This is a genomic window from Bacillus sp. TE8-1 (genome assembly GCF_008368855.1).
GTDB lineage: Bacteria > Bacillota > Bacilli > Bacillales > Bacillaceae_G > Bacillus_A > Bacillus_A cereus.
This window is the reverse complement of sequence record NZ_QPET01000001.1, coordinates 2305-21444: the sequence shown is the minus strand read 5'-3', so window position 1 is coordinate 21444 and position 19140 is coordinate 2305. Positions and strand designations below refer to the sequence as shown.

Here is a 19140-nt window from a genome sequence, read left to right as displayed (position 1 = left end):
TGCGATGTGGGGGAAAAGGTGGAGATAACATCAAACCCTTACCTATCACAATAAGTCTTTGAAATGACAAGTGAGATTAAGAGAAAACAAGGCTACGAGGTTCATGTAGTCAATTTTATGGAGATGGACTATTCATCAGATCGCTATAATCCTTTCGATTACGTCAGAGAGGAAATACAGGCTTCTACTGTGGCAAATACCATTGTTGCTTCCAAAAATGATCCGACACGAAAAGATTTCTGGTACAATGCCCAATTTTCCTTACTAAAAGCTCTCATTCTCTACGCTGTTCATGAACTACCTCCTGTACAGCGTAACATGGCTGGTGTTCTGGGTTTTCTACAAGAATTTGATCCAGAAACAAGTGCAAGTGGAGCAAGTGAGTTAGACGAACAGTTTTTAAGACTTGATAAGACTCATCCGGCACGAAGAGCATATGAACTTGGATTCAAGAAGTCTCAAGAAAAAACTCGCGCGAATATTATTGTTAGTATGCTTACGACAATTGGTGATTTTACATCTAGTTCAGTTTCACGGTTCACAAGCTTTTCAGACTTCTTTTGGGAGATGTGGGAAGAAGGAAAATTGCGTTGTACGTGATTATTCCGGTTATGGACTCAACTTTGGAAGGTTTAATTAATTTATTCTTTAATCAAATGTTCCAAGAACTATATAAAGTGGGTGCCGAACACGGTGCTAAGTTACCGCAACCTGTGGTTTTTATTCTTGACGAATTCCCGAACCTAGGGAAATTTCCCGACTATGAGAAGTTTCTGGCAACTTGCCAGGGCTATGAAATTGGAGTCTGTACGATAGTCCAAAATATAACTCAATTGCAAGAAAAATACGGTCGTGAACAAGCTGAGTCCATTCTTGGTAATTGTGGTATTAAAATCTGCCTAGGTAACGTAAATGAGACAACAGCAAAATACTACTCTGAGCTCATGGGAAAAACAACCGCAAGAATGGAAACTGGTTCAACTTCAAATTCGAAAGGTCAGTCGTCAAGTTCATCCTCATCAAGTAGTTATTCTTATTCATCACGTAACCTCATGAATGTGGATGAAATTTTAACAATGAGTCCCGATGATTCTATAATCATAATCACTGGAAAATATCCAATTAAAGCAAAAAAAGCAGTACAATTTCAGCTTTTCCCAAATGTAACAAATTCTTATCGTGTAAGCCAACTTAAATATAAAAGCAACCCTACAAAAGATGTGCTCGAATGGTTCGAAAAACAAGAAGCTGAGTATGAAGAATACATTAGATCCGATGAACGAAGAGAAGCAGTAGAAAAAGCTGAAGCTGAAATGCATGAGCAACAAGTAAAGAAAGCTGAGAAAGAAGCTGAAAAACAAGAAGAGCTTGCGATGAGTTTCTTCGCCACAATGGGTGCAGCTTCTGACACGAATTCAGAAGAATAGTACAAATTCAGCAAAGGAAGGGAGCCTTTAGGTTGAAAAAAATTACTTTGTTAATACCAGCCATAATGATTATATTCCTGGCTGCATGTAATGGTGGAAATGGTGAACAGTTCAATCCTAAAGTTGAACAAGAGAAAGCAACTAAAGTAATAAAAAGTGTTTTTATACTCATTCGATGATCAAGAAGAATTAGCTGAAGCAAAAACAAGTGACGAAGCCAATGCAATAGCTTGGGGAAAATTCAAAGAAAAAAATAAACCTTCTCTATCTAAGGATTTAAGTGAAGAAGATTAAATAAGACTTCTATATCTTTTAACTATGAACAAGGCTGAAGATCTGGATAATGGAGAAAGACAATCCAATCTTTTGTTTACATATGATACAGAAATTAAAGAAACCTCACTTAATGAAACGGAAAAGACATTTACTTTTAATATAGAGCGTAATGACTTTGATCACAAATTGATTACCCTAGAAAAACAAGAAGGTGTATGGAAAATCGTGAAGGTTAAAAAAGCTGAATAAGGGGTGAATACTCTTGTTTGATTTCAAAGAAAAGATTGTTGAAGCAATTCAAAAGATGCTGCAAGATTTTATTCAGTGGGCACTTCTCATGTGTAATGATCTATTGCTAAAAAAGGTGCTGAGATTCAGTTTTTTTCGACAGTTAATAACTTCTTACTGGACATAAAATCTACTATTGTTTTAACTATCGTTTTATATAAAATTATCGAGGTTATGTCCAAAAACGCTGCAGGGGATGCCATTTCTTACGGACCAGTTATTGTTAACATGTTAAAAAGTGCCTTATTGATACCAGCTATGCCCTTTATCCAGAAGATACTGTTAGAAGAGGTAGCTTACAACATGGGAAACTGGATGATTTCTGAAGGTAGTAAAATTAGTGAAGAGAAAATTGAACAAATGTTAGATCCTAGAAACTTTGCAACACTTCATTTTCAGGGGGCCGCTCTTCTCATATTACTAGCTGTATTTGCAATTACGTTCATTGCTTTTGTGTTTTCAGTTGCAATTTTCCATGCAGACATCATGTTTTTATACTTACTTAGCCCTTTAGCTTGTGTTTCTGTTATCGCTGATGATAATGAATATCTGGGGATTTGGTGGCGAGGATTATTAAGTCAGATCGTTACTGTTCTTGCAAAAATCTTCTTATTCGTGGCTACTCTTAGTATCTTAATAAATGAGGACATTATATTCTTTAATTTCTTATTACTGATAGGATGTTGTGTTCTTCTAATAAAGAGTCCTTCTGTTCTTCGAAACATGTGGTATAGTACCGGATCTGGGAGAGGAATGATGGGGGCAATGGGAGGAGCATCCAAACTTACAGCTCGTAGATTTTTATTAAAAAAATAAAAAGAATTACGGTGTTTCACCCCTTTGGATCTGTTATCTAAAGGGGTGTTTTTATAAATTACTCCACTAAAGGGCCATTATATTGAATAAGAGCTTGCATAAAACATCCAGGACTTGACGCAGTAGTGCTAATGATTCTGTCGTCGCTAGTTACACCATAGACAGCCGCTGGCGATAACTGACCTCAAGCGGGCAGGGAAAGCTTGTCTCGAAGTCATTCCACAAGACGGGGAGGACGAATTCCGGCGCCGTGTTGGTCCAGCGTCCCGTCAAGAGTTCCCCCCACCTCTGAGCTTGAGCAGGATCGTCGAGTACCGAGAGCGGCGAGTCAACATTCGTATGCCCGTCGATGTCCCTCACGTCAACCAACAGTGGGCCCACAGAACTCACACCTGGTGCCTGGAACAACCTCCGCCTCGTATTGGCCGTGGAAGGCGCCTGCACGGCGAGCTGCGCGATCGATGTGCCGCTCGCCGGCCGGCGGGGACGGATACGCAGATAGAACATCCGACAGTTCGGAGCCGTGATTAGAGCGGCTCCGAAGAGCAGCTTATAGAAGTTCAGCATAGCCGTGTTCCCGCCCAAGTTGCAGCCGCGGAAGTGGAGAATCGGATTCCGCTGGCGCACGCGAACGAATTTTTCGAGGAGGAGGAGCGCCTCCGGCGGGCTAACGCCCATCTGGAGAGCTACGTTTAGCAACCTGCCGTCGAAAGGAGGCAGCGTCCCTTGCACTAACGCGTCCACCAGGTTGGCGAGCGCTTGCGCGACCAGCCCGGTGGCGTTGTACGGCGAGTTGGGACTGAAGCGGATGAGGAGCCCTTGGGTGGGCGAACCATGGTTGACGACGATGTGCGTCTGCTCCGCCGTCGCCAGGATGTGGTCCAGCAGTTCGTCAAGCGTGCTGAACGAGCGGGTCGTCGATTCGGTCTCGATTTGAGCCGGACCGATGGTTTCAAGCTGGCTGAACCGGTAGTAGTCGTTCACGATCAACGAGCCACCGAGTATGCCGCTGTGTACTGGCGCTGGGCTCATTCTTAGCCCTCCTTTGCTCTTCTGTAAAAAGACACTTCGCTTCTAGGCAGGGAAGTCATCTCCATCTTATAGGGCACATTTTGATCTCAATGATCAGGAAGTGCAACTCCCATCCGTTGGGTAATTTCTTACCCCTCCTGCATATTCTGTCAAGAGATCAGAAACTTTTGGGTTCGGATAATCATATATATGTTCTTTTTATTATGTATATTCCCTTTAAAACAAGGGAAAAACGGATAAAATTTTTTAACTATTAATAATTTAGCTTGTTTAAACTAAAGATATACCTAACCTCCATTAAATAACTATAAAAAACCTTTTAGAAGCTGATTGTCAATTCTAAGGATTGTTTTTTCGCATTATACTTAAAAGCAATGTCTAAAGAATGGCCATTTACCAATCATGATCTAAATCGTCCTTATCTTGATCCAATAGTTCAGCATATTGAGGTTTCTTATGAATTCTTTGCTCTAAAACCCAGGATAAGAATTGATGAACAACTTCAATATTTTTTGTTTCATCGTTATCGAAACCAGGCATATCAATCTTCAGCATAGCACTAATTGCATCGAGTAGAACCAAATAAGTTTTTTGTCGATTTCAAAATCATCTTCTTGTACAAATTTAAAATCCAATGATTCAATTAAGGATTTTAAATTTGCACAAGAAGATCTAGGTCACCAAAAATTTTGCCTTCACCTTCAATATGTATTTTTAAATCACCTGAATTTAATTCAGATGACATCAATAGCCCCCCTATTTTTCATCTTCGATAAAATCATAAACAATAATTGTTAATTTGTCTAAGCAGGAATTAAAAGAAAGATAGCTAAAGTATTTAGGGAAATTAGGTGACTAATAGGAGTTGAGATTTTGCACGAGAAAGATTTAGTATTTGTTTATAAATATGAAGGGAGAATTATTTGCAGTTAAAGACGAAATGGTTGGATATACATACGAAATAGCAAGCATTAATGAATTAGACTGGAATGAAGAATGGGCGAAATTTGTCATTGTTAAAGAAGGTTCCTTTAAATGGGATTACGCTAAAGATGATTATATATCCGGATCTCGCTCTCAATCGAACATTGAAGACCATACTTTCAGGGTTCGTACGTCGTCGCATTTAAGACAACTCAGAATTACATCAAGCCGTGAGAACTTTAGCTAATTTCGAATGTTACTATAATGATATTTTCTTGTTTGGGGAGATTTTTTTATTTTTTTAGATTTTCCTCAAATCAACGTGCCGTTTGCATTTGATACATTGATAAAGGTCCAGTTCGAGTTCGTTTTCTTCCTCCTGCTCTGCAAACAAGGCATAAATAAAAAGCACGGCCATTCCACTTGAAATAAAACTTACCCAGTTCATAAGTCATCCCTTCCTGTTAATACAAATGTGAGTTCACCACCACCATTATTAATAGGAACAATTCGATAAGCTTTTTGGGTGCAGTATTTGTCTTGAAGCATATTTATCAGTCCTACATTGGACAAGCATTTTTCAATTATTACGGCTGCAAGTTTTGTGTGTCGTATATTTAATCGCATTGAGAGTCGTTTTAACTTCATAAATCGCTGATTAGTTAGTGATAAATTAACCCGATTGATTTTCTTATTGCCTCCTCCTTTCGCTTCAATCAATTGAGAACCGTGTATAAGCCTTTCTTGTTCCAGCTCTTTAATAAGTTTTTTATCGGACAGTCCTATATCTAACAACAAAGCTCCTAAGCTACTTATTCGCATATTTAAGCTCACTGAAAATCTTTTTAGGTTTGAATGCTGCCGATTCGTAAAAGATAAATTCACTCTATTATCTTTTAAAGTCTTCCCCTCTATCACTCTTTTAACCTACCTCTCATTTTATAATGGAAATTGACAGTGGTGAACGAGTTACGTTGTTACGCTGGAACCTGTCAGGGGAGAGGTTTTAGGAATATATTTTATTCCACCTTTATTGATAATCCTTACCGTTTCAGCCTTTTTGGGCTTATTTGTTTTTTTGAAAAGAAACATGACGTTGACAATAAGTTGTATATGACAATTAGGGAATTGGAAAAATTTTTTAATTAATACCCCCACCTTGGTCCGGTGCCATTATTAATGGTCTAGGACTATTCCTCTAAGCATATCTGTATTTAATATGGGGATTTTAAAATTTATTAAGCTTTTTACGACGACAGGCTAATCCTTTTTCTTTAAGAAGGGAGAGAAATTTGTGTCTAATCTTTTTATCCGAGCCTCACGTAAGGAAGACTTTCTGGACCTGATTTTTGAACTGGCCAACGTACATACTACAGGATTTCCGCTCCACCTTGTCCGGAGTAATGCATTTGAACCAGTGCTCTTAACCGTTCACTTTCCCCCACAGCATATCGTGGAAGAAGTCCTTAATGAAGGACAGCATTTAGCAATAGCAACTCCAGTCAAAGCCATGCTTTCCGGACCAAGCCGCCTTGTGTTCAAGCTTCCAGACTATCAAGATGTCTGGCCGCTCACACTTGATACTCTGCTAAACTGGAAGGATTACAAACCTGTTGTCCCAAAATTACCAGATTCGACTACGCCATTTACACCATATATCCCGGAAATTTTTGAGGGGAAGACTGCACTGGAAATCCCGACAGGTCTCTATCTTTCTCCTGAAGAATCTGCGGTTTGGTATAATATCATTCGACCTGAGGGACAAGATGGACGATTTGTGTTATGGCATACAATACTTGGAGAAAAGAAGAAAGAAAACGAAAACTTTTACCTTGAAGGCGGCACTACGCAACTTATTTCTACTTCAAATCATCTAGATAAATTCAATAGCTCCTTAACCCAACAAGAACGTAATGAAATTGTACAGTTAACCAGAGATTTCTCATTGCCAAAGCAGCCCGTAGGGATACCTAAAGTAGTAGACTGGCTCCAGCAGTTGAAAGCGCAAGGTCTTCCTCTTCCATCTGATTACAAACCGAGTCCCATCAATATACGCCGACTGATGCTTTCATCTGCTGGGGCTTGGGCTAACATTGAAGGTGCATGGAATTACCCTTGGATCTTAAAAGATGTTAATGACAACCTTGGCTATGTCAACTTATCCCTAGAGCAATGGCAGCACCGTATGACTCAGGGCAGAGACCAATTTGTGAAAACCGTAAAAAAAGCATTTCTATGTGATACGGGCCATCGCGTAGCCATTGTAAAGATTACTGAACGACGATTTGAACAAGAAGGTGCAGGTCCGAAAGCGGTTCTACGACAATATAAATACATCGAAGTCCGAGAGCCTTTTAAAAATTATGAAAATTTAGATCAAGTGTACAAAAACAACCGTCGAGAAATGCCTTTTAAATGGATAAAAATAACCGATCGTACAACTCCGCACCTAAAAGATGATAAAGAACCTTTCTTCTGGCCCACTCCAGTGGATGGGAATGAGCCATTTCGCTTCAAAATGGTCGCAGAAGATTGGGATGGGAACATCGTTTCCTTTGAAAGGCCACTTATGTGCGTTCGGCTCGATATAGAAAAGCTGGAATGGGTTAACATTGTAAATGCTTATAATAAAAACGAAAATTTAGAAAAACGAACTGCGAAATTTGAACAACAGCCTATTGCATTTGCGGAAACCGAGGCTGACAGTAAGGGAAAAACCACACTCGAAACTGAAAACGTGACATTTAGGGCACAGCTTATTGATGAAAGTAAAGATAACCTGTTAAAAAACTTGCCTTTCTTTCAACCTAGGTTTCTTCCAGAAATTGAGTCTGCAAAAGTAACCATTCCTGCCGCTGAACAGTTTACCGGCCAGAAATTTGAGCCAAAACCTATAGTCTTTGAACAGACTTACTTAAAGAAAGGTTTTGACCGAACAGATAATAAAGGTGAAATTTTTGTGAGGCTAGCTAAATCTATATATCAAAATCCGCCACAGATACCGCTGCCGGACCCGTTGCCGGACCCGCCACCTGACCCGCTGAAACTATCCTTACCTACAGAGAAGGCTGGCGGTCTCATTACACCTAATACATCGATTGCAGGGTTGTCGCGGGCGCTGGGCCCTGTCGATAAATTACAAGATATAAAAACAGGCACGTTCGACCCCACACATATGTTTGTAGGTGCAAAATTCCTAGGGGGTATCGAACTAGAGGATATTCTGGGTAAAGTTCTTAATTTTGATCCATTAAAAGTCAAGGAATTGGAAAAAACTTTAACACCCGAACAATTAGTAAATAAACTGAATGATCCCACTTTTAAGCTCGAAGCCCCTATGCTAACGAATCGTCGTCTGCAAAATAACGCCATAGAAACACGCTTCTTCTGGAAGCCAGTGGTTAAAGATGCAGATAAAGTACCTTTCTTTAAATTCCTTACACAAGGAGGTACTACAGGATTTAAGAACAATGCTCAGCTGACATTAGATGCACAAATGGTTACACCGCCTGACGGCAGGCCTCCTACCTATAGGACCCTAGGTAACCTAAAGGAGTTTGCTTTGGAATTTGCAAATGCAATGTTGCTTAAATTTACTTTGTTAAGGTTTACAGCTGAGAACGGTAAGAAAATGGACGTCACTGCGGAAGGCCTCGATCTCGTATTCAAGGGACCACTCGAGTTTGTGGAAACATTAAAAAACATCATACCTGCTAATGCCTTTTCCGACCCCCCTTTCATAGATGTGACAGCATCCGGCATTAGGGCAGGCTTCACACTCGGCATCCCGGCCTTCGGCGTTGGGATTTTCAGCCTACAGAATATCAATCTTTCTGCTGCTCTGTCTCTTCCTTTCGTTGATCAGCCTGTTGGTGTAACGTTTTCCATTTCGGAGCGCCAAAAGCCATTCACTGTCTCGGTAATGGGCTTTGCAGGCGGCGGTTTCTTTAGTCTTGCACTCAGTGCTAAGGGAATACAAGGGATTGAGGCATCCATTGAATTTGGCGGGAATATCAGCATTAATCTAGGAGTGGCCAGTGGCGGTGTCCATATTATGGCAGGCATTTACTTTGGCATGACCGGTGAAGAAGTAAAGCTGACTGGTTACCTTCGCTGTGGCGGCAATGTGACAGTTCTGGGTTTGGTTTCGGTTACGGTAGAATTCTATCTAGGTCTAACCTACCGTGATAAGGGAACAGGATCAGAAGTCTGGGGGCAAGCCACTTTGACGGTTGGCGTTAAGATTGCTTTCTTTAGTAAGAGCATCAGCCTCACTGTCGAACGCCGGTTCGCAGGGGCGTCAGGGGATCCCAGTTTTGCACAGATTATGGGGCCTGAATATGAAGGCGGCTATCCTTATGAGTGGGAAAAATATTGCATGGCATTTGCATAAAAGTTATCAATCTATAAATTTCATTCCATTGATTAAATTGTACTAGAAAGGAGCTACTTATGGTAACAACTCAAAGTCTTCTCTGGATTGCCCTCCCCAATGGGGTGACAACGGATATCGTGACAAAGGGTGGAAAGAAGCAATATTTGCGACTGTCTGTTTATGTAAACCCACGTTTACATCCTGATGAAAATACGACCGATAATAATAATAAAAATAATAATAATAATAAATTGGACCAATTTCCCGATTTTCTGAACTGGGCATATAATATGCATCCCGACCGAGCGCAATTTTCTATCGAGGTGCATGACGGGATACAGCCGAGGCAGGTACCAGCAATCAGGGTGTCCCCTCCTCCCATTCAAGAGCTTTGGTCTTCACTTTTCAAATCAGATATTCCCGTTCATCCGCACGTGTTTGATGACTTTTCCAACCGACCTATCGTGAGTTATCCGGTTACAGAAGTTTTGGATTATCTTAAGAAATTTTATCAAAGACTTGTTAAAGAAGCGCGCAATGACCTGCCTTGCACAATTCCACCAAAAAAAGATTCTAATGGAGGAGGTCCAAGAGGCGGCTCGAATGGAGAAGATTCGTATAGGGAAGATTCGAATGAAGAATGTGTGAGTATCTATGGATTAATCAAAGAACTGGTCGAATTCCAGGATCTCGTTTACAACAATTTAAAAGAAAAAAAGGAGGATGAATTAAGCCAACTGTTGAACAATTCTCTTGAAGAAGCCAAAGCCAGAGCTCGTACGCGGCGTGCTTCTGGAAAGACAGGACCTGCGATTATACCGGAACTTCCTTTTAAACCACCAACTCCAAAAGGCCCACCTGGTGGACCGCCATTGGCACCACCCGGACCAAGTGGCACGCAAAATCCTGACGGTGTCCGTAATATTGATGTTCAAAAGGCCTATTACCGCACCATGCTCTTTCACTATCGTCCAGCAAAGGCAGAACCAACTACACTGCCTGAAGGTCCTGAAGCCAAAGCGCACTTTGAACAGGAAATCGACTTTCATCAAATGCTCTCTTCTTTAGGTGATTATCCTGAGCTTTTGCGCCGCTTGGGACTGATAATAGACTTATATATCCCTGCTGATTCCATACCGAAAACAGGTAAGGATTCCGACAAGTTTAAACTGCGTATCGTTCCTAGTTGGAAATCTCAATCCCCTACCCGCAATCCAAATACCTCTCAATCCTCCTGGACGGAAGACCATTGTCCATGGACGGCTTTTAATTATTGGGAGGAAAATGGTATAGAACTATTTACTGCTCATTCTAAATCAAAAGAAATAGGCGGGGGAATTTGGACCCCTAAAAAAGACGAAGTCGAATTGGTTCAAGTTGATGTCGATGGTGCCGCACTCAAGACCTTAAACCTGGCGGCAGGTATAGCGGCTCAATATCGAAAAGGGGTGAACGATAAACCCATTGATGCAAACGAAAATTCCGGCGTATCACCCTTGCGTACTGGAGGCATCTCAGTTGTACGCAGCAAAAATGCCGAACATTTAAACGATATTTTCAACCGATCGGGCGAATTAGACAAGAAGCTTTCCAGTGGTACCATTGAACCCCTGTATGCAGAAGACCTGGTTCGCGGGTACCGCCTGGATGTCATAGATGAAAAGGATAATCGGTTTTCACTGCATTGGAGGCTTGGCCAATATAAAATACTTAACGCTTCAACCTCATTTGAGATTATTGACGAGGGCTTTGTACAACCAAGCGTCACAAGTTCGCCTGCAACGAATGATCCCGTTAAGGAACTTTACATTCACGAGTCTCTTTTCACATGGCATAACTGGAGTTTGTCAGCCCCTCGCCCTGGCAAGAGTATTAGCCGGACTTCGAGCGCTCCAAATCCTGCCGAACCGGAAACTATGCCACAGAAAGTTGAGAACACTGCCATGACCCGACTTGGACTAGAGACAGAATTCACGGTCGAGAATGGAACCTTGCCCCGTCTCCGTTTTGGGAAGGATTATACATTCCGTGTCCGAACAGTCGATTTGGCAGGCAATGGACCAAATTTGGATGAAGCAAAAGAGATTGAAGCAGCGTTATCGCTTAAAAATTCGCCCATTGGTTTCCTTAAGTACCTCCGCTTTGATCCGGTCAATCCTCCGGAACTTGTTCCTAGACAGTTGTATAGCCCTAGTGGCAATTTGAATAGTCCTGATACGACTGCCTATGCAGAAGGTGAATCATTGGAGAGGTTGGTCATACGAAGCAACTATAACAAAACGGCAAAGGAATATGCTGTTGCCACTTGTGTCTATCAGCCTTTTAACGAAAGGCATGTCGCAGCACCTAAAGCCTCGCTTGAAATGATAGAGATGCATGGGCTCCTGGATGAAGCTCTTGATGCCAAGAATAGCGGGATGCCCCCGGATCAGATTCGTGCCGTTATCCAGGATGTATATAACCTGGCAACTCGTGAGGCTGGCACATTTGATGATTATTCATTGCCTTCCGTACGCTTTATTTGCACGGGGTCGGACCCTTCATCGAACGAAGGCTACGCGGTCCACACCGAAGAGCAGCTGATTCTTCCTTACTTGCCTGACCCATGGGCATCCGGTGTGGTATTTAAAGGACTGCCTGGTTTTACTGGGGAGTTGTTTTTCATTGAATTTGATAGATATCCTTGGTATGATGTTAAACCCTTCCGCCTGCGTATTGTTGAAGGCTCCCTTGTGCCTAAGTGGGACGAAATCAACCGGGTTCTTACCATTTATCTCCCTAAGGCAACCAAAGCCGACATTCGCGTCAGCTCCATGTCTGGAGGAAATCTTGAAGAAATGGGACTTTTGCAGTGGGTAAAGGAAGACAAAACCTGGTGGAACGATGCGAATCGATTTGCTCTGGAAAAAGACATCTTAAATGGGCGCCCATGGATGTTCACCCCTTATCGGGAAATCACTCTTGTTCACGCCGTTCAGCAGCCGCTCGATTTTCCTTCGCAGCCTACTCTTCAAATAAAGGCACGTGAGCCGGAAGAAACAGAAGCATACCTCTTTGGAAATATCTATGTGCATATACCAAGCACTTCCAAAGTGGATATCCTTGCTGAATGGGAAGAAGGCGTTGACGACATAACGAAACCTGAACCAGAATTAGTCCCCGTCGATTTCCGTGATCATGTGATGGAATTGCCTATTTGGCTGGAGCAAGAAAAAGAAATTAATATTTCGGATGCCGCCAATCCTGATGCCTTACGTTTGGAGCCTAACGAATCACGCCTGGTGTTCAACAGTTATCAAGCGCAAAATATACTTAAGAATCTGAAACCTTATTCTCCAGATCAACAAGAAAAAATAAATTTGGCGAGCAAGGTGGCGAAACATAGTTTTGGAGATACGAAGTACAGGCGTGTCCGCTATAAAGTCAGGGCTACTACACGCTTCCGTGAGTACTTCTCACCCAGCATACCAAACCAGGACCTTGTTCGGGATACTCAAGAGATTGAAATTGACGTCCTTAGCACCGCAAGGCCTTCCAAGACTCTAGTTAAACACGTTTTGCCCACTTTTACTTGGCAAGAAATAGTTGAGCCTGAAGGAGAGATTACTAGTGTGCGAAAAGGCGGCGTCCGGGTTTATCTCGACCGGGGATGGTGGTCTTCCGGACTCGGTGAGATGCTTGGTGTCGTTTTAGTCGAAAATAAACTGCCAGCTCAAAGTGAGCCTCTTTACAGTTATTTGACTCTTTGGGGTCAAGATCCAATCAGTAAATCACCGGAACTTTCACTGCCGACCATAGCAGACTTTAAGAATTATAAAGAGGTTTATGATGTTAACTTATTCGAACTCCCAAATGAGACTGTAAAGGTCATTTGCTTCGATGTAGATTGGGATAGCGAACGCAAGATGTGGTACAGTGACCTGGAACTTAATACCGGTAATGCCTATTACCCGTTTATTCGTCTAGCCCTTGTCCGGTTCCAACCAAAATCGTTGATCGTTCCTGCTGATTTACGTATATCACCCGTAGTTCTTGCAGACATCGTTCAAACTGCACCCGATCGTTCTTTAACTGTCACACAGGACCCAAACCAGCTTCGCGTCTATAATGTCTCGATAAGCGGTGTAACCTATTCTGCAAAAAAATTAAACGTACAAAACAATACGGTAGTTCCTGTTACGAGTTTGATGAATATCCAAGTTCAACGTCAGCTTTCTCAGATTGAGGATGAGACCATAGGTTGGGAGGACGTGCCGAATTTAGATGAAATAGTGCTCCATCCTGGCTCCCCTGATGCGAATGGTGTGTTCATATGGGAAGGTCAAGTGACCATCCCAGAGGAAAATCAAGGATATCCATTACGGCTTGTTGTCAAAGAAATTGATGTATTTTATGGTGCTCAACCAACGGAAACCAATCAACGTATAACCTATATGGATATCATTCCCTTGTAAAATAGAAATTAGTAAAACGATAAAGGTATAGTGATTGGTAGTTTCAAGACTTTGAAATCCTAAGGAATGAGCGAAACGGCGCTGCACGTGTCGATAATCTTGCTCGATGAGATTATGGAGATATTTTATTGTACGATGAAAGGTATTTTTGTAAAAGTTTATCCTCTGTAATTTTTTAAATACGCAAATTAAAGAAGGGGCCTTATCTGTAGTGAGAACCAGTCTTTTCATAAAAGCATATATCGCTTGTGTATCTCTCTTTTTACGTAGTTGAATACCAAGCGTTTGCCCCCTCTTTGTCAATGGTATGATATAAATAACACCGTTTTCCATTAATTTTAATATAGGTTTCATCCAAACGCCAAGATAACTGTACCGTTTTGTTTTTCCAAACCTGATACATCAGATTGCCATATTCATGTATCAAGCGCATAATCGTTGTGGATGAACTGAAATACCACGTTCCTTCAGAATTTCAGACACATCACGATAGCTTAGAGAAAAACGACAATAGTAGCCAACGGCTACTAAAATGATATCTTTCTTAAACTGTTTTCCTTTAAAATATCTCATCTTGTCGTACTCCTACTCATTTTTTATAAAATGTAACGTGGTTTAGAGCACTTTGCAACAGAACCCTCAATTTATCCAAAGCAACCTGGGAAGATGGGATTACTTTGGATAATGAGAATTATTAAATAAACGCCCAAAATCGCTTGTCTTTCAACGTCTACAAGTATTTTTTTAGTTAAAAGTAAAATCATTTAATAAAATTAACATTTTAGAAGTGACATAAACATAAACTTGAACAAGTGAAAAAATTATAATTTGTAAGGAAAGGAGTATACTATGGCTGAAAAATTCGTAGATGCAGCGGTTGCCGGTGAACTCGGCACGAATGTGGCGTTCTTCTTCTTGGCAGATCAGTACGTCGTCTATGATTACGCTACAGTTCCAGATCGCGTGAGGGATGGGGTTTATCCTTTGACGAACTTCCCCCCGGGAAATGTTTCTGGCTTCCCATCTTCCTTCGCCCCTGCTGGGTCCTCTACAAAGCTAGATGCGGCGTTGCGAGGAAAAGGGCCCTATCTCGGATATGCATACTTCTTCCTTGGTGAAAAATACATGCGATTCAGATGGAGCCCTGCTCCCCCTGCCTTTGATCCGAACTCTGCACGAGAGATATTGTTGTGGAATCTATACATGCGATTCAGATGGAGCCCTGCTCCCCCTGCCTTTGATCCAAACTCCACCCGAGAGATATCGTCGTGGAATCTGCCAAATACATTCTCTAATATTGACGCCTCGTTCAACGGCGAATTGAATCGCGATTCTTATTGCTACTTTTTCAAGAGAAACGAGTACATTCGGTACATCTGGGCGGAGGGTTCAGTAGATGCGAACTATCCAAAGCAGATTAGCAACATGGTCGGTATGCCGGCCACATTTGCAGCGGGCATTGATGCTGCTGTAGATGGGGGAGGACCCTTTATCAATGCCGGTTACCTGTTTAAGGACGATAAGTACTTAAAGTTCCAATGGGTGACAGTAGGGGAACCTCATGTGGACGGGGGGATTCAATCTATTCAAGAAAACTGGAAAGGCTTAGCTGAACTGTTGTTAGCGGGAAAAGCAAAGTCGCAGGCGCTAGAGTGGTTAAACGTGACGAGAAATCGGCTGGCTGCCCTAGTGAGTGGCACGCTACCTTCGGCTGACCAGGCAGTAATGACGCAGGCTTTAGATACTCATTTCCATTTCGTTCCTTCAGACACAGCGCGCATTACCCATATTTCTAATACCTTCGCATTAGTCGAGGCAACTTTGCGCGACAGTGCACGGATATTTCGTTTTCGCACTGATGATGAAGCAGTCTCCGATCTCAGACCTGATATCCCTGCCGCCTACACCAGTCCATGGCCCCCGAGCGCAGCTACGCGGATAAACTTTACCCGCAACTTTCCACTCCGCTCGGAGCGCAACCGTGCCTCATCGGTGATTCACGAGGCGGTGCACGTCAATGACGGATTAAGCAACACACCTTCAACTCACATCAGCGAGTGGTATGTATCACCTGCGCTAGCGCCAGTACTGGGGTTAACTCCCATATTCAACAATAGGCCGGAATTTGCTAGACGTTACAATGAGATGAGTGCAGATGATGCAATACACAACCCGGCAAGCTACGCAACGTTTGCCCGTCATCTCTTTTTTGGTTTCGATAACCGAGAAATGGCTTAATCAACTCAGTCGGTATTTAAAAAATATAATTGCTATCAGCAGTCAGGGACCTTCGACAAAGGACTCTTGCCAAACTCTTCGAATTGATCAGTTTCTTCGGGCATTTTCAGTGCCTATGTAGTACTATAAACTATATAGGTTCTTTTATTTTTAGAGGTTTTGTTCGGTTATGATGGGAAAACAAGAAGATAAGCAAAATCAATTGGTATACATAAACTTAGATGAGTTTGTACCGAAACAACATCTATATGGTACATTTTGTTGCTTTCTCACCCTATTTTTCATAGAACACTTGCCATCTATCAATACCAAGACTTCATCAAATCGGTCCTGAATGGCACGAGCGTCAACAAATGGAGCTATATACGCGTAAAAATGCCCTTGGCTTTCGAATGTATATGTAATCTTCCAACCTAATTGTTCGAATGGAAATTCGGCTTGTAAACTTTCCATTATATTCGTCATAATAATCCCCCCTACATTAATTGGAATTTTGAATCTGGATGGATCCACTCTTTCTTTCGAAATTCATCAATCATTTCACATATAATCCCTCTGTTTTCATGAAGCAACCATTCCTCATAGGAAGTAATCTTCTTTCCCGATTGAATGGATAAGCTCTGATTCAACTCTTCTATACTTGTACGACTAATATTCCTTGTTGCATAAATGAGACTTAAGCTTACTTTCAAATTCCTTAAATCAGAAATAGTAATATCATTAAATGTCGTAGCTTTCGTATTGAAGTTTTTATTGCGCGCTTGCAACATTGATAAAGAACTGATCCATAAAGGATTCGCTAGTTCTTTAATTTCTTCAATAGTGTCATGTAAATGAGTATTATTTTATAATTTCCCTTATGATGTTTCGTAATATAATAATTACCTAAAGTGCTGGCTATACAATAACCTCAAACCTGAAGACAACACACAAGGGCTTCTTCAAGTTGATTAAAAGGTGCATAGCAAAATAAGCTATATATACACTAATCGGCTCAAAGAAGCCCTTTCACAAATGAAACAAGACGCAACTTGCTTCTACAACTCAACCACAACACAAAAAAAGGTGTGGGAATAAACGGAATCAAATATACTAACGATATATCTATACATTACACAATTACGATTGTAGTAGCACCGTGTTTTACAAGTTTTTAACTTAAGTATGTTATGAGTAATTTAAAGAAATAATAATTTATATTCCCAATTAAAAATAACTTACTCATCAAATCTCTCCTTTTGTATAATTTGATTACCATCTAGCATAATACTAATCTATGAAATAAGTAGTCTTTCACTGGTAAACTTAGAAAAATCCGTTCTAAAAAATAAAAACAGATTCTTCTAAGTTATAGACGCTTGCTTAGATTATTCTGAAATGAACTCTAAAAATCTTTTTCCACCCTCTGTAGTACCTGATTGCCACAATCCTGTTTCACTCATTGTATTATGAAGTGTGTCATAGGCAATTAAATCTCTATTTTTCAAATCTCTGGCTATTTGGTCATAAAAGTCACGTCTGTCTCCTAATTCAGGGAATGCTAAAACTAAAATTGTAGCTTTTCCTCCCGAGAAAAGGTTAGGTCTTGTTTCAGCTGCAAAATAAGATTCTGGAGAATTTAGGAATGATAATATTTTCAAATGCCATTCATTAAATTGGTCTATATAATTTAAAAACATTAACTTTTCATTTTCTTCTATCCCCAATTTAGGCGTATTGGAAATTGAATTCATTAATGCTACTCTTTTATCCTTTTGATGTGTTTTTAAAGCTATTGAATATGCTTGCATAGCAATTGTTAAGAACTCTTGATTATCAGCTAGTTCACTTATATTAAAACCTTTTTGCTCAAGAGCATGTAACCTACGATCCATTTCTTCCAAAATTTCAGTTCTTCTCTTACTCGCAGGATCTGCAAATGCAACTCCAAATAGTTCTGAAAGCATCGGTCCTGCTACCGGTACAGTACCTGCAGCCCCCTTAGCCATTGCATAAATAGTCTCTTTTGTTTTTTCATTCATTTCAATTACTCCCTACTTTAAATTTCCCCTTCTAGAGGTACACCTTGCGTTATTTCAGATGATATATCATCATAGTTTGAATTATATTTTATATTGGAATGTATATCCACTCGTATATACATTCATAAAAAAGAATCTGATATCTTAATAGATACCAGATTCCTTTTTATACTAAGGGCTATATATTCTGTCTTAAATTATTAATATCTTTTCAATAATTGTTATATAGAAGTCTTTCTTTTCTTTTTATGACCTGGAATAATCAACTCTCTAATTCGCTCATTTATTTCATCTTGTAATATATTAAAGATTTTAATAAGTTCTGTACGCTCATTTTCCATCATTATATGTTTAGAATTATTGTTAATTTCTCGCATTATTTGTTTTTCTATATTGTTGATATCAAATTCTGGGAGTTCGTTATTAGGATCTAAACTTATATTCATATATTTCTCAAAAGCTTGTTCAATAGGCAGTATATACTCTTGGCGTTTAGCAGATATTTCACCAGCCTCTGAATGATTTTCAATATGTTCAACCCAAATCTCACAATAAATTTGAGATGAATTATTAGAAGATAGGGGGATTAAGTTATGAAACGGAACAAAATATGTGCAGTATTATTTTCTGTGTCCTTAATGTTTAGTGTTGTCTTTGCAGCTTTTTCATTTCCAACGGGGGCTAGCGCTCGAGTAATGGATGAGAATAGCGGTACTTACAATGGGGCTAACTATAACCCGCCAAAAAGCAGTGATACTATTAAGTTTAGTGTTACCCCAGGATACGGTCACCTTAAAGTGTACATCAAAAACCGTGGCCAATCTAACCTATATGTTTCACTTAAACATGTAGCTAGCGGAAAAGTATACTTTGAAAACAAAGAAATTAGAGTAGGCGATCCAGCGCTAGAATGGAAAAGTAACAAAGAAGGTTTTCCACAAGGCGTTAAGGCTGGTGACTTTGAACTCTCATTTAGTAGTGGCGGTAAAGCAGCATACCTTGACTGGGCTTACAAATCAGCAGATATTATTTGGCCTTAGATAAAGAAGACGGATTTTCCGTCTTCTTTTTTTATATTTAATAAAAATATTATGCAACATCTTTCCCGCGTTGCGTACCCTACCTGTAAACATGCAACATCTTTCCTACGTTACATACTCTTCCTGTAAAACATGCAACACCTTTCCCGTTTTGCGTACTCTTCCTGTAAAACATGCAACACCTTTCCCGTTTTGCGTACTCTTCCTGTAAAACTTTCACCATTTTTCCCTTTTTGCGTCCTCTTCCCA

At 40.6% G+C, this 19140-nt stretch carries 15 protein-coding genes and 2 pseudogenes; 8 read left to right on the top strand and 9 right to left on the bottom strand.

Annotated features, from left to right (window positions below; all coding sequences use genetic code 11):
- Positions 1 to 63 precede the first annotated feature (63 nt).
- From DN404_RS30785 to DN404_RS00080, 3 genes are all read left to right on the top strand, one after another.
- Positions 64 to 600: a type IV secretory system conjugative DNA transfer family protein gene (locus DN404_RS30785; protein WP_255444812.1), complete on the top strand. Its 537-nt coding sequence runs from the start codon at positions 64 to 66 to the stop codon at positions 598 to 600.
- Positions 597 to 1427: a type IV secretory system conjugative DNA transfer family protein gene (locus DN404_RS30780; protein WP_255444862.1), complete on the top strand. Its 831-nt coding sequence runs from the start codon at positions 597 to 599 to the stop codon at positions 1425 to 1427. Before DN404_RS30785 ends, DN404_RS30780 begins: the two co-directional genes overlap by 4 nt.
- A 627-nt stretch (positions 1428 to 2054) precedes the next feature.
- On the top strand, positions 2055 to 2807 hold the full coding sequence (locus DN404_RS00080) for a conjugal transfer protein TrbL family protein (protein ID WP_370512792.1): 753 nt from the start codon (positions 2055 to 2057) through the stop codon (positions 2805 to 2807).
- A 150-nt stretch (positions 2808 to 2957) separates the two neighbouring features.
- Here the strand turns inward: DN404_RS00080 and DN404_RS00075 are convergent, their stop codons facing one another.
- A complete protein-coding gene (locus DN404_RS00075) occupies positions 2958 to 3839 on the bottom strand; it encodes a hypothetical protein (protein WP_149214498.1) in 882 nt (293 codons plus the stop codon).
- A 393-nt stretch (positions 3840 to 4232) separates the two neighbouring features.
- Positions 4233 to 4394 (bottom strand): hypothetical protein, encoded by a 162-nt coding sequence (locus DN404_RS30340; RefSeq protein WP_179863309.1) that lies wholly within the window; start codon positions 4392 to 4394, stop codon positions 4233 to 4235.
- Positions 4395 to 4734: 340 nt separating this feature from the next.
- Between DN404_RS30340 and DN404_RS00070 the strand changes: the two genes are divergently transcribed.
- A complete protein-coding gene (locus DN404_RS00070; RefSeq protein ID WP_149214497.1) occupies positions 4735 to 5010 on the top strand; it encodes a hypothetical protein in 276 nt (91 codons plus the stop codon).
- 54 nt (positions 5011 to 5064) lie between these two features.
- Here DN404_RS00070 and DN404_RS30335 read toward each other — a convergent pair whose 3' ends face one another.
- A complete protein-coding gene (locus DN404_RS30335; protein ID WP_179951835.1) occupies positions 5065 to 5211 on the bottom strand; it encodes a hypothetical protein in 147 nt (48 codons plus the stop codon).
- Entirely contained in the window at positions 5208 to 5681 is a 474-nt protein-coding gene (locus DN404_RS00065; protein ID WP_149214496.1) for a hypothetical protein, read from the bottom strand. The genes DN404_RS30335 and DN404_RS00065 overlap by 4 nt, the downstream gene beginning before the upstream one ends.
- A gap of 376 nt (positions 5682 to 6057) precedes the next feature.
- On the opposite strand from DN404_RS00065, the gene DN404_RS00060 reads away from it, so the two are divergent.
- Both DN404_RS00060 and DN404_RS00055 read left to right on the top strand, forming a co-directional pair.
- Positions 6058 to 9156, top strand: a complete 3099-nt coding sequence (locus DN404_RS00060) for a hypothetical protein (protein ID WP_149214495.1) — start codon at positions 6058 to 6060, stop codon at positions 9154 to 9156.
- 59 nt (positions 9157 to 9215) lie between these two features.
- Positions 9216 to 13592 (top strand): hypothetical protein, encoded by a 4377-nt coding sequence (locus DN404_RS00055; protein ID WP_149214494.1) that lies wholly within the window; start codon positions 9216 to 9218, stop codon positions 13590 to 13592.
- Here DN404_RS00055 and DN404_RS00050 read toward each other — a convergent pair.
- Positions 13497 to 14165 (bottom strand): annotated as a pseudogene (locus tag DN404_RS00050) (IS6 family transposase). The gene DN404_RS00055 and the pseudogene DN404_RS00050 sit on opposite strands and share 96 nt — an antisense overlap.
- Positions 14166 to 14441: 276 nt before the next feature.
- On the opposite strand from DN404_RS00050, the gene DN404_RS00045 reads away from it, so the two are divergent.
- Positions 14442 to 15830 (top strand): hypothetical protein, encoded by a 1389-nt coding sequence (locus DN404_RS00045; protein ID WP_149214493.1) that lies wholly within the window; start codon positions 14442 to 14444, stop codon positions 15828 to 15830.
- 277 nt (positions 15831 to 16107) lie between these two features.
- Here DN404_RS00045 and DN404_RS00040 read toward each other — a convergent pair.
- The 4 genes and pseudogenes from DN404_RS00040 to DN404_RS00025 all read right to left on the bottom strand — a co-directional run.
- A pseudogene (locus DN404_RS00040) lies at positions 16108 to 16295 on the bottom strand (Rad52/Rad22 family DNA repair protein); the annotation flags it as partial.
- Positions 16296 to 16306: 11 nt separating this feature from the next.
- Positions 16307 to 16651: a hypothetical protein gene (locus DN404_RS00035; RefSeq protein WP_149214492.1), complete on the bottom strand. Its 345-nt coding sequence runs from the start codon at positions 16649 to 16651 to the stop codon at positions 16307 to 16309.
- A 546-nt stretch (positions 16652 to 17197) separates the two neighbouring features.
- A complete protein-coding gene (locus DN404_RS00030) occupies positions 17198 to 17851 on the bottom strand; it encodes a hypothetical protein (RefSeq protein ID WP_149214491.1) in 654 nt (217 codons plus the stop codon).
- A gap of 221 nt (positions 17852 to 18072) precedes the next feature.
- Positions 18073 to 18297: a hypothetical protein gene (locus DN404_RS00025; protein WP_255444810.1), complete on the bottom strand. Its 225-nt coding sequence runs from the start codon at positions 18295 to 18297 to the stop codon at positions 18073 to 18075.
- Between the two features lie 147 nt (positions 18298 to 18444).
- On the opposite strand from DN404_RS00025, the gene DN404_RS00020 reads away from it, so the two are divergent.
- Complete coding sequence (locus DN404_RS00020) at positions 18445 to 18891, top strand: hypothetical protein (protein ID WP_149214490.1); 447 nt, start codon at positions 18445 to 18447, stop codon at positions 18889 to 18891.
- The last annotated feature ends 249 nt before the right edge of the window (positions 18892 to 19140 follow it).

Excerpts from the sequence above, each read along its gene's own strand:
- DN404_RS30785 (WP_255444812.1), top strand. The coding sequence starts at position 64 with ATGACAAGTGAGATTAAGAGAAAACAAGGCTACGAGGTTCATGTAGTC.
- DN404_RS30335 (WP_179951835.1), bottom strand. The coding sequence starts at position 5,211 with ATGAACTGGGTAAGTTTTATTTCAAGTGGAATGGCCGTGCTTTTTATT.
- DN404_RS00045 (WP_149214493.1), top strand. The coding sequence starts at position 14,442 with ATGGCTGAAAAATTCGTAGATGCAGCGGTTGCCGGTGAACTCGGCACG.
- DN404_RS00055 (WP_149214494.1), top strand. The coding sequence starts at position 9,216 with ATGGTAACAACTCAAAGTCTTCTCTGGATTGCCCTCCCCAATGGGGTG.
- DN404_RS00030 (WP_149214491.1), bottom strand. The coding sequence starts at position 17,851 with ATGAATGAAAAAACAAAAGAGACTATTTATGCAATGGCTAAGGGGGCT.
- DN404_RS00025 (WP_255444810.1), bottom strand. The coding sequence starts at position 18,297 with ATGAATATAAGTTTAGATCCTAATAACGAACTCCCAGAATTTGATATC.
- DN404_RS00020 (WP_149214490.1), top strand. The coding sequence starts at position 18,445 with ATGAAACGGAACAAAATATGTGCAGTATTATTTTCTGTGTCCTTAATG.
- DN404_RS30340 (WP_179863309.1), bottom strand. The coding sequence starts at position 4,394 with ATGCTGAAGATTGATATGCCTGGTTTCGATAACGATGAAACAAAAAAT.
- DN404_RS00075 (WP_149214498.1), bottom strand. The coding sequence starts at position 3,839 with ATGAGCCCAGCGCCAGTACACAGCGGCATACTCGGTGGCTCGTTGATC.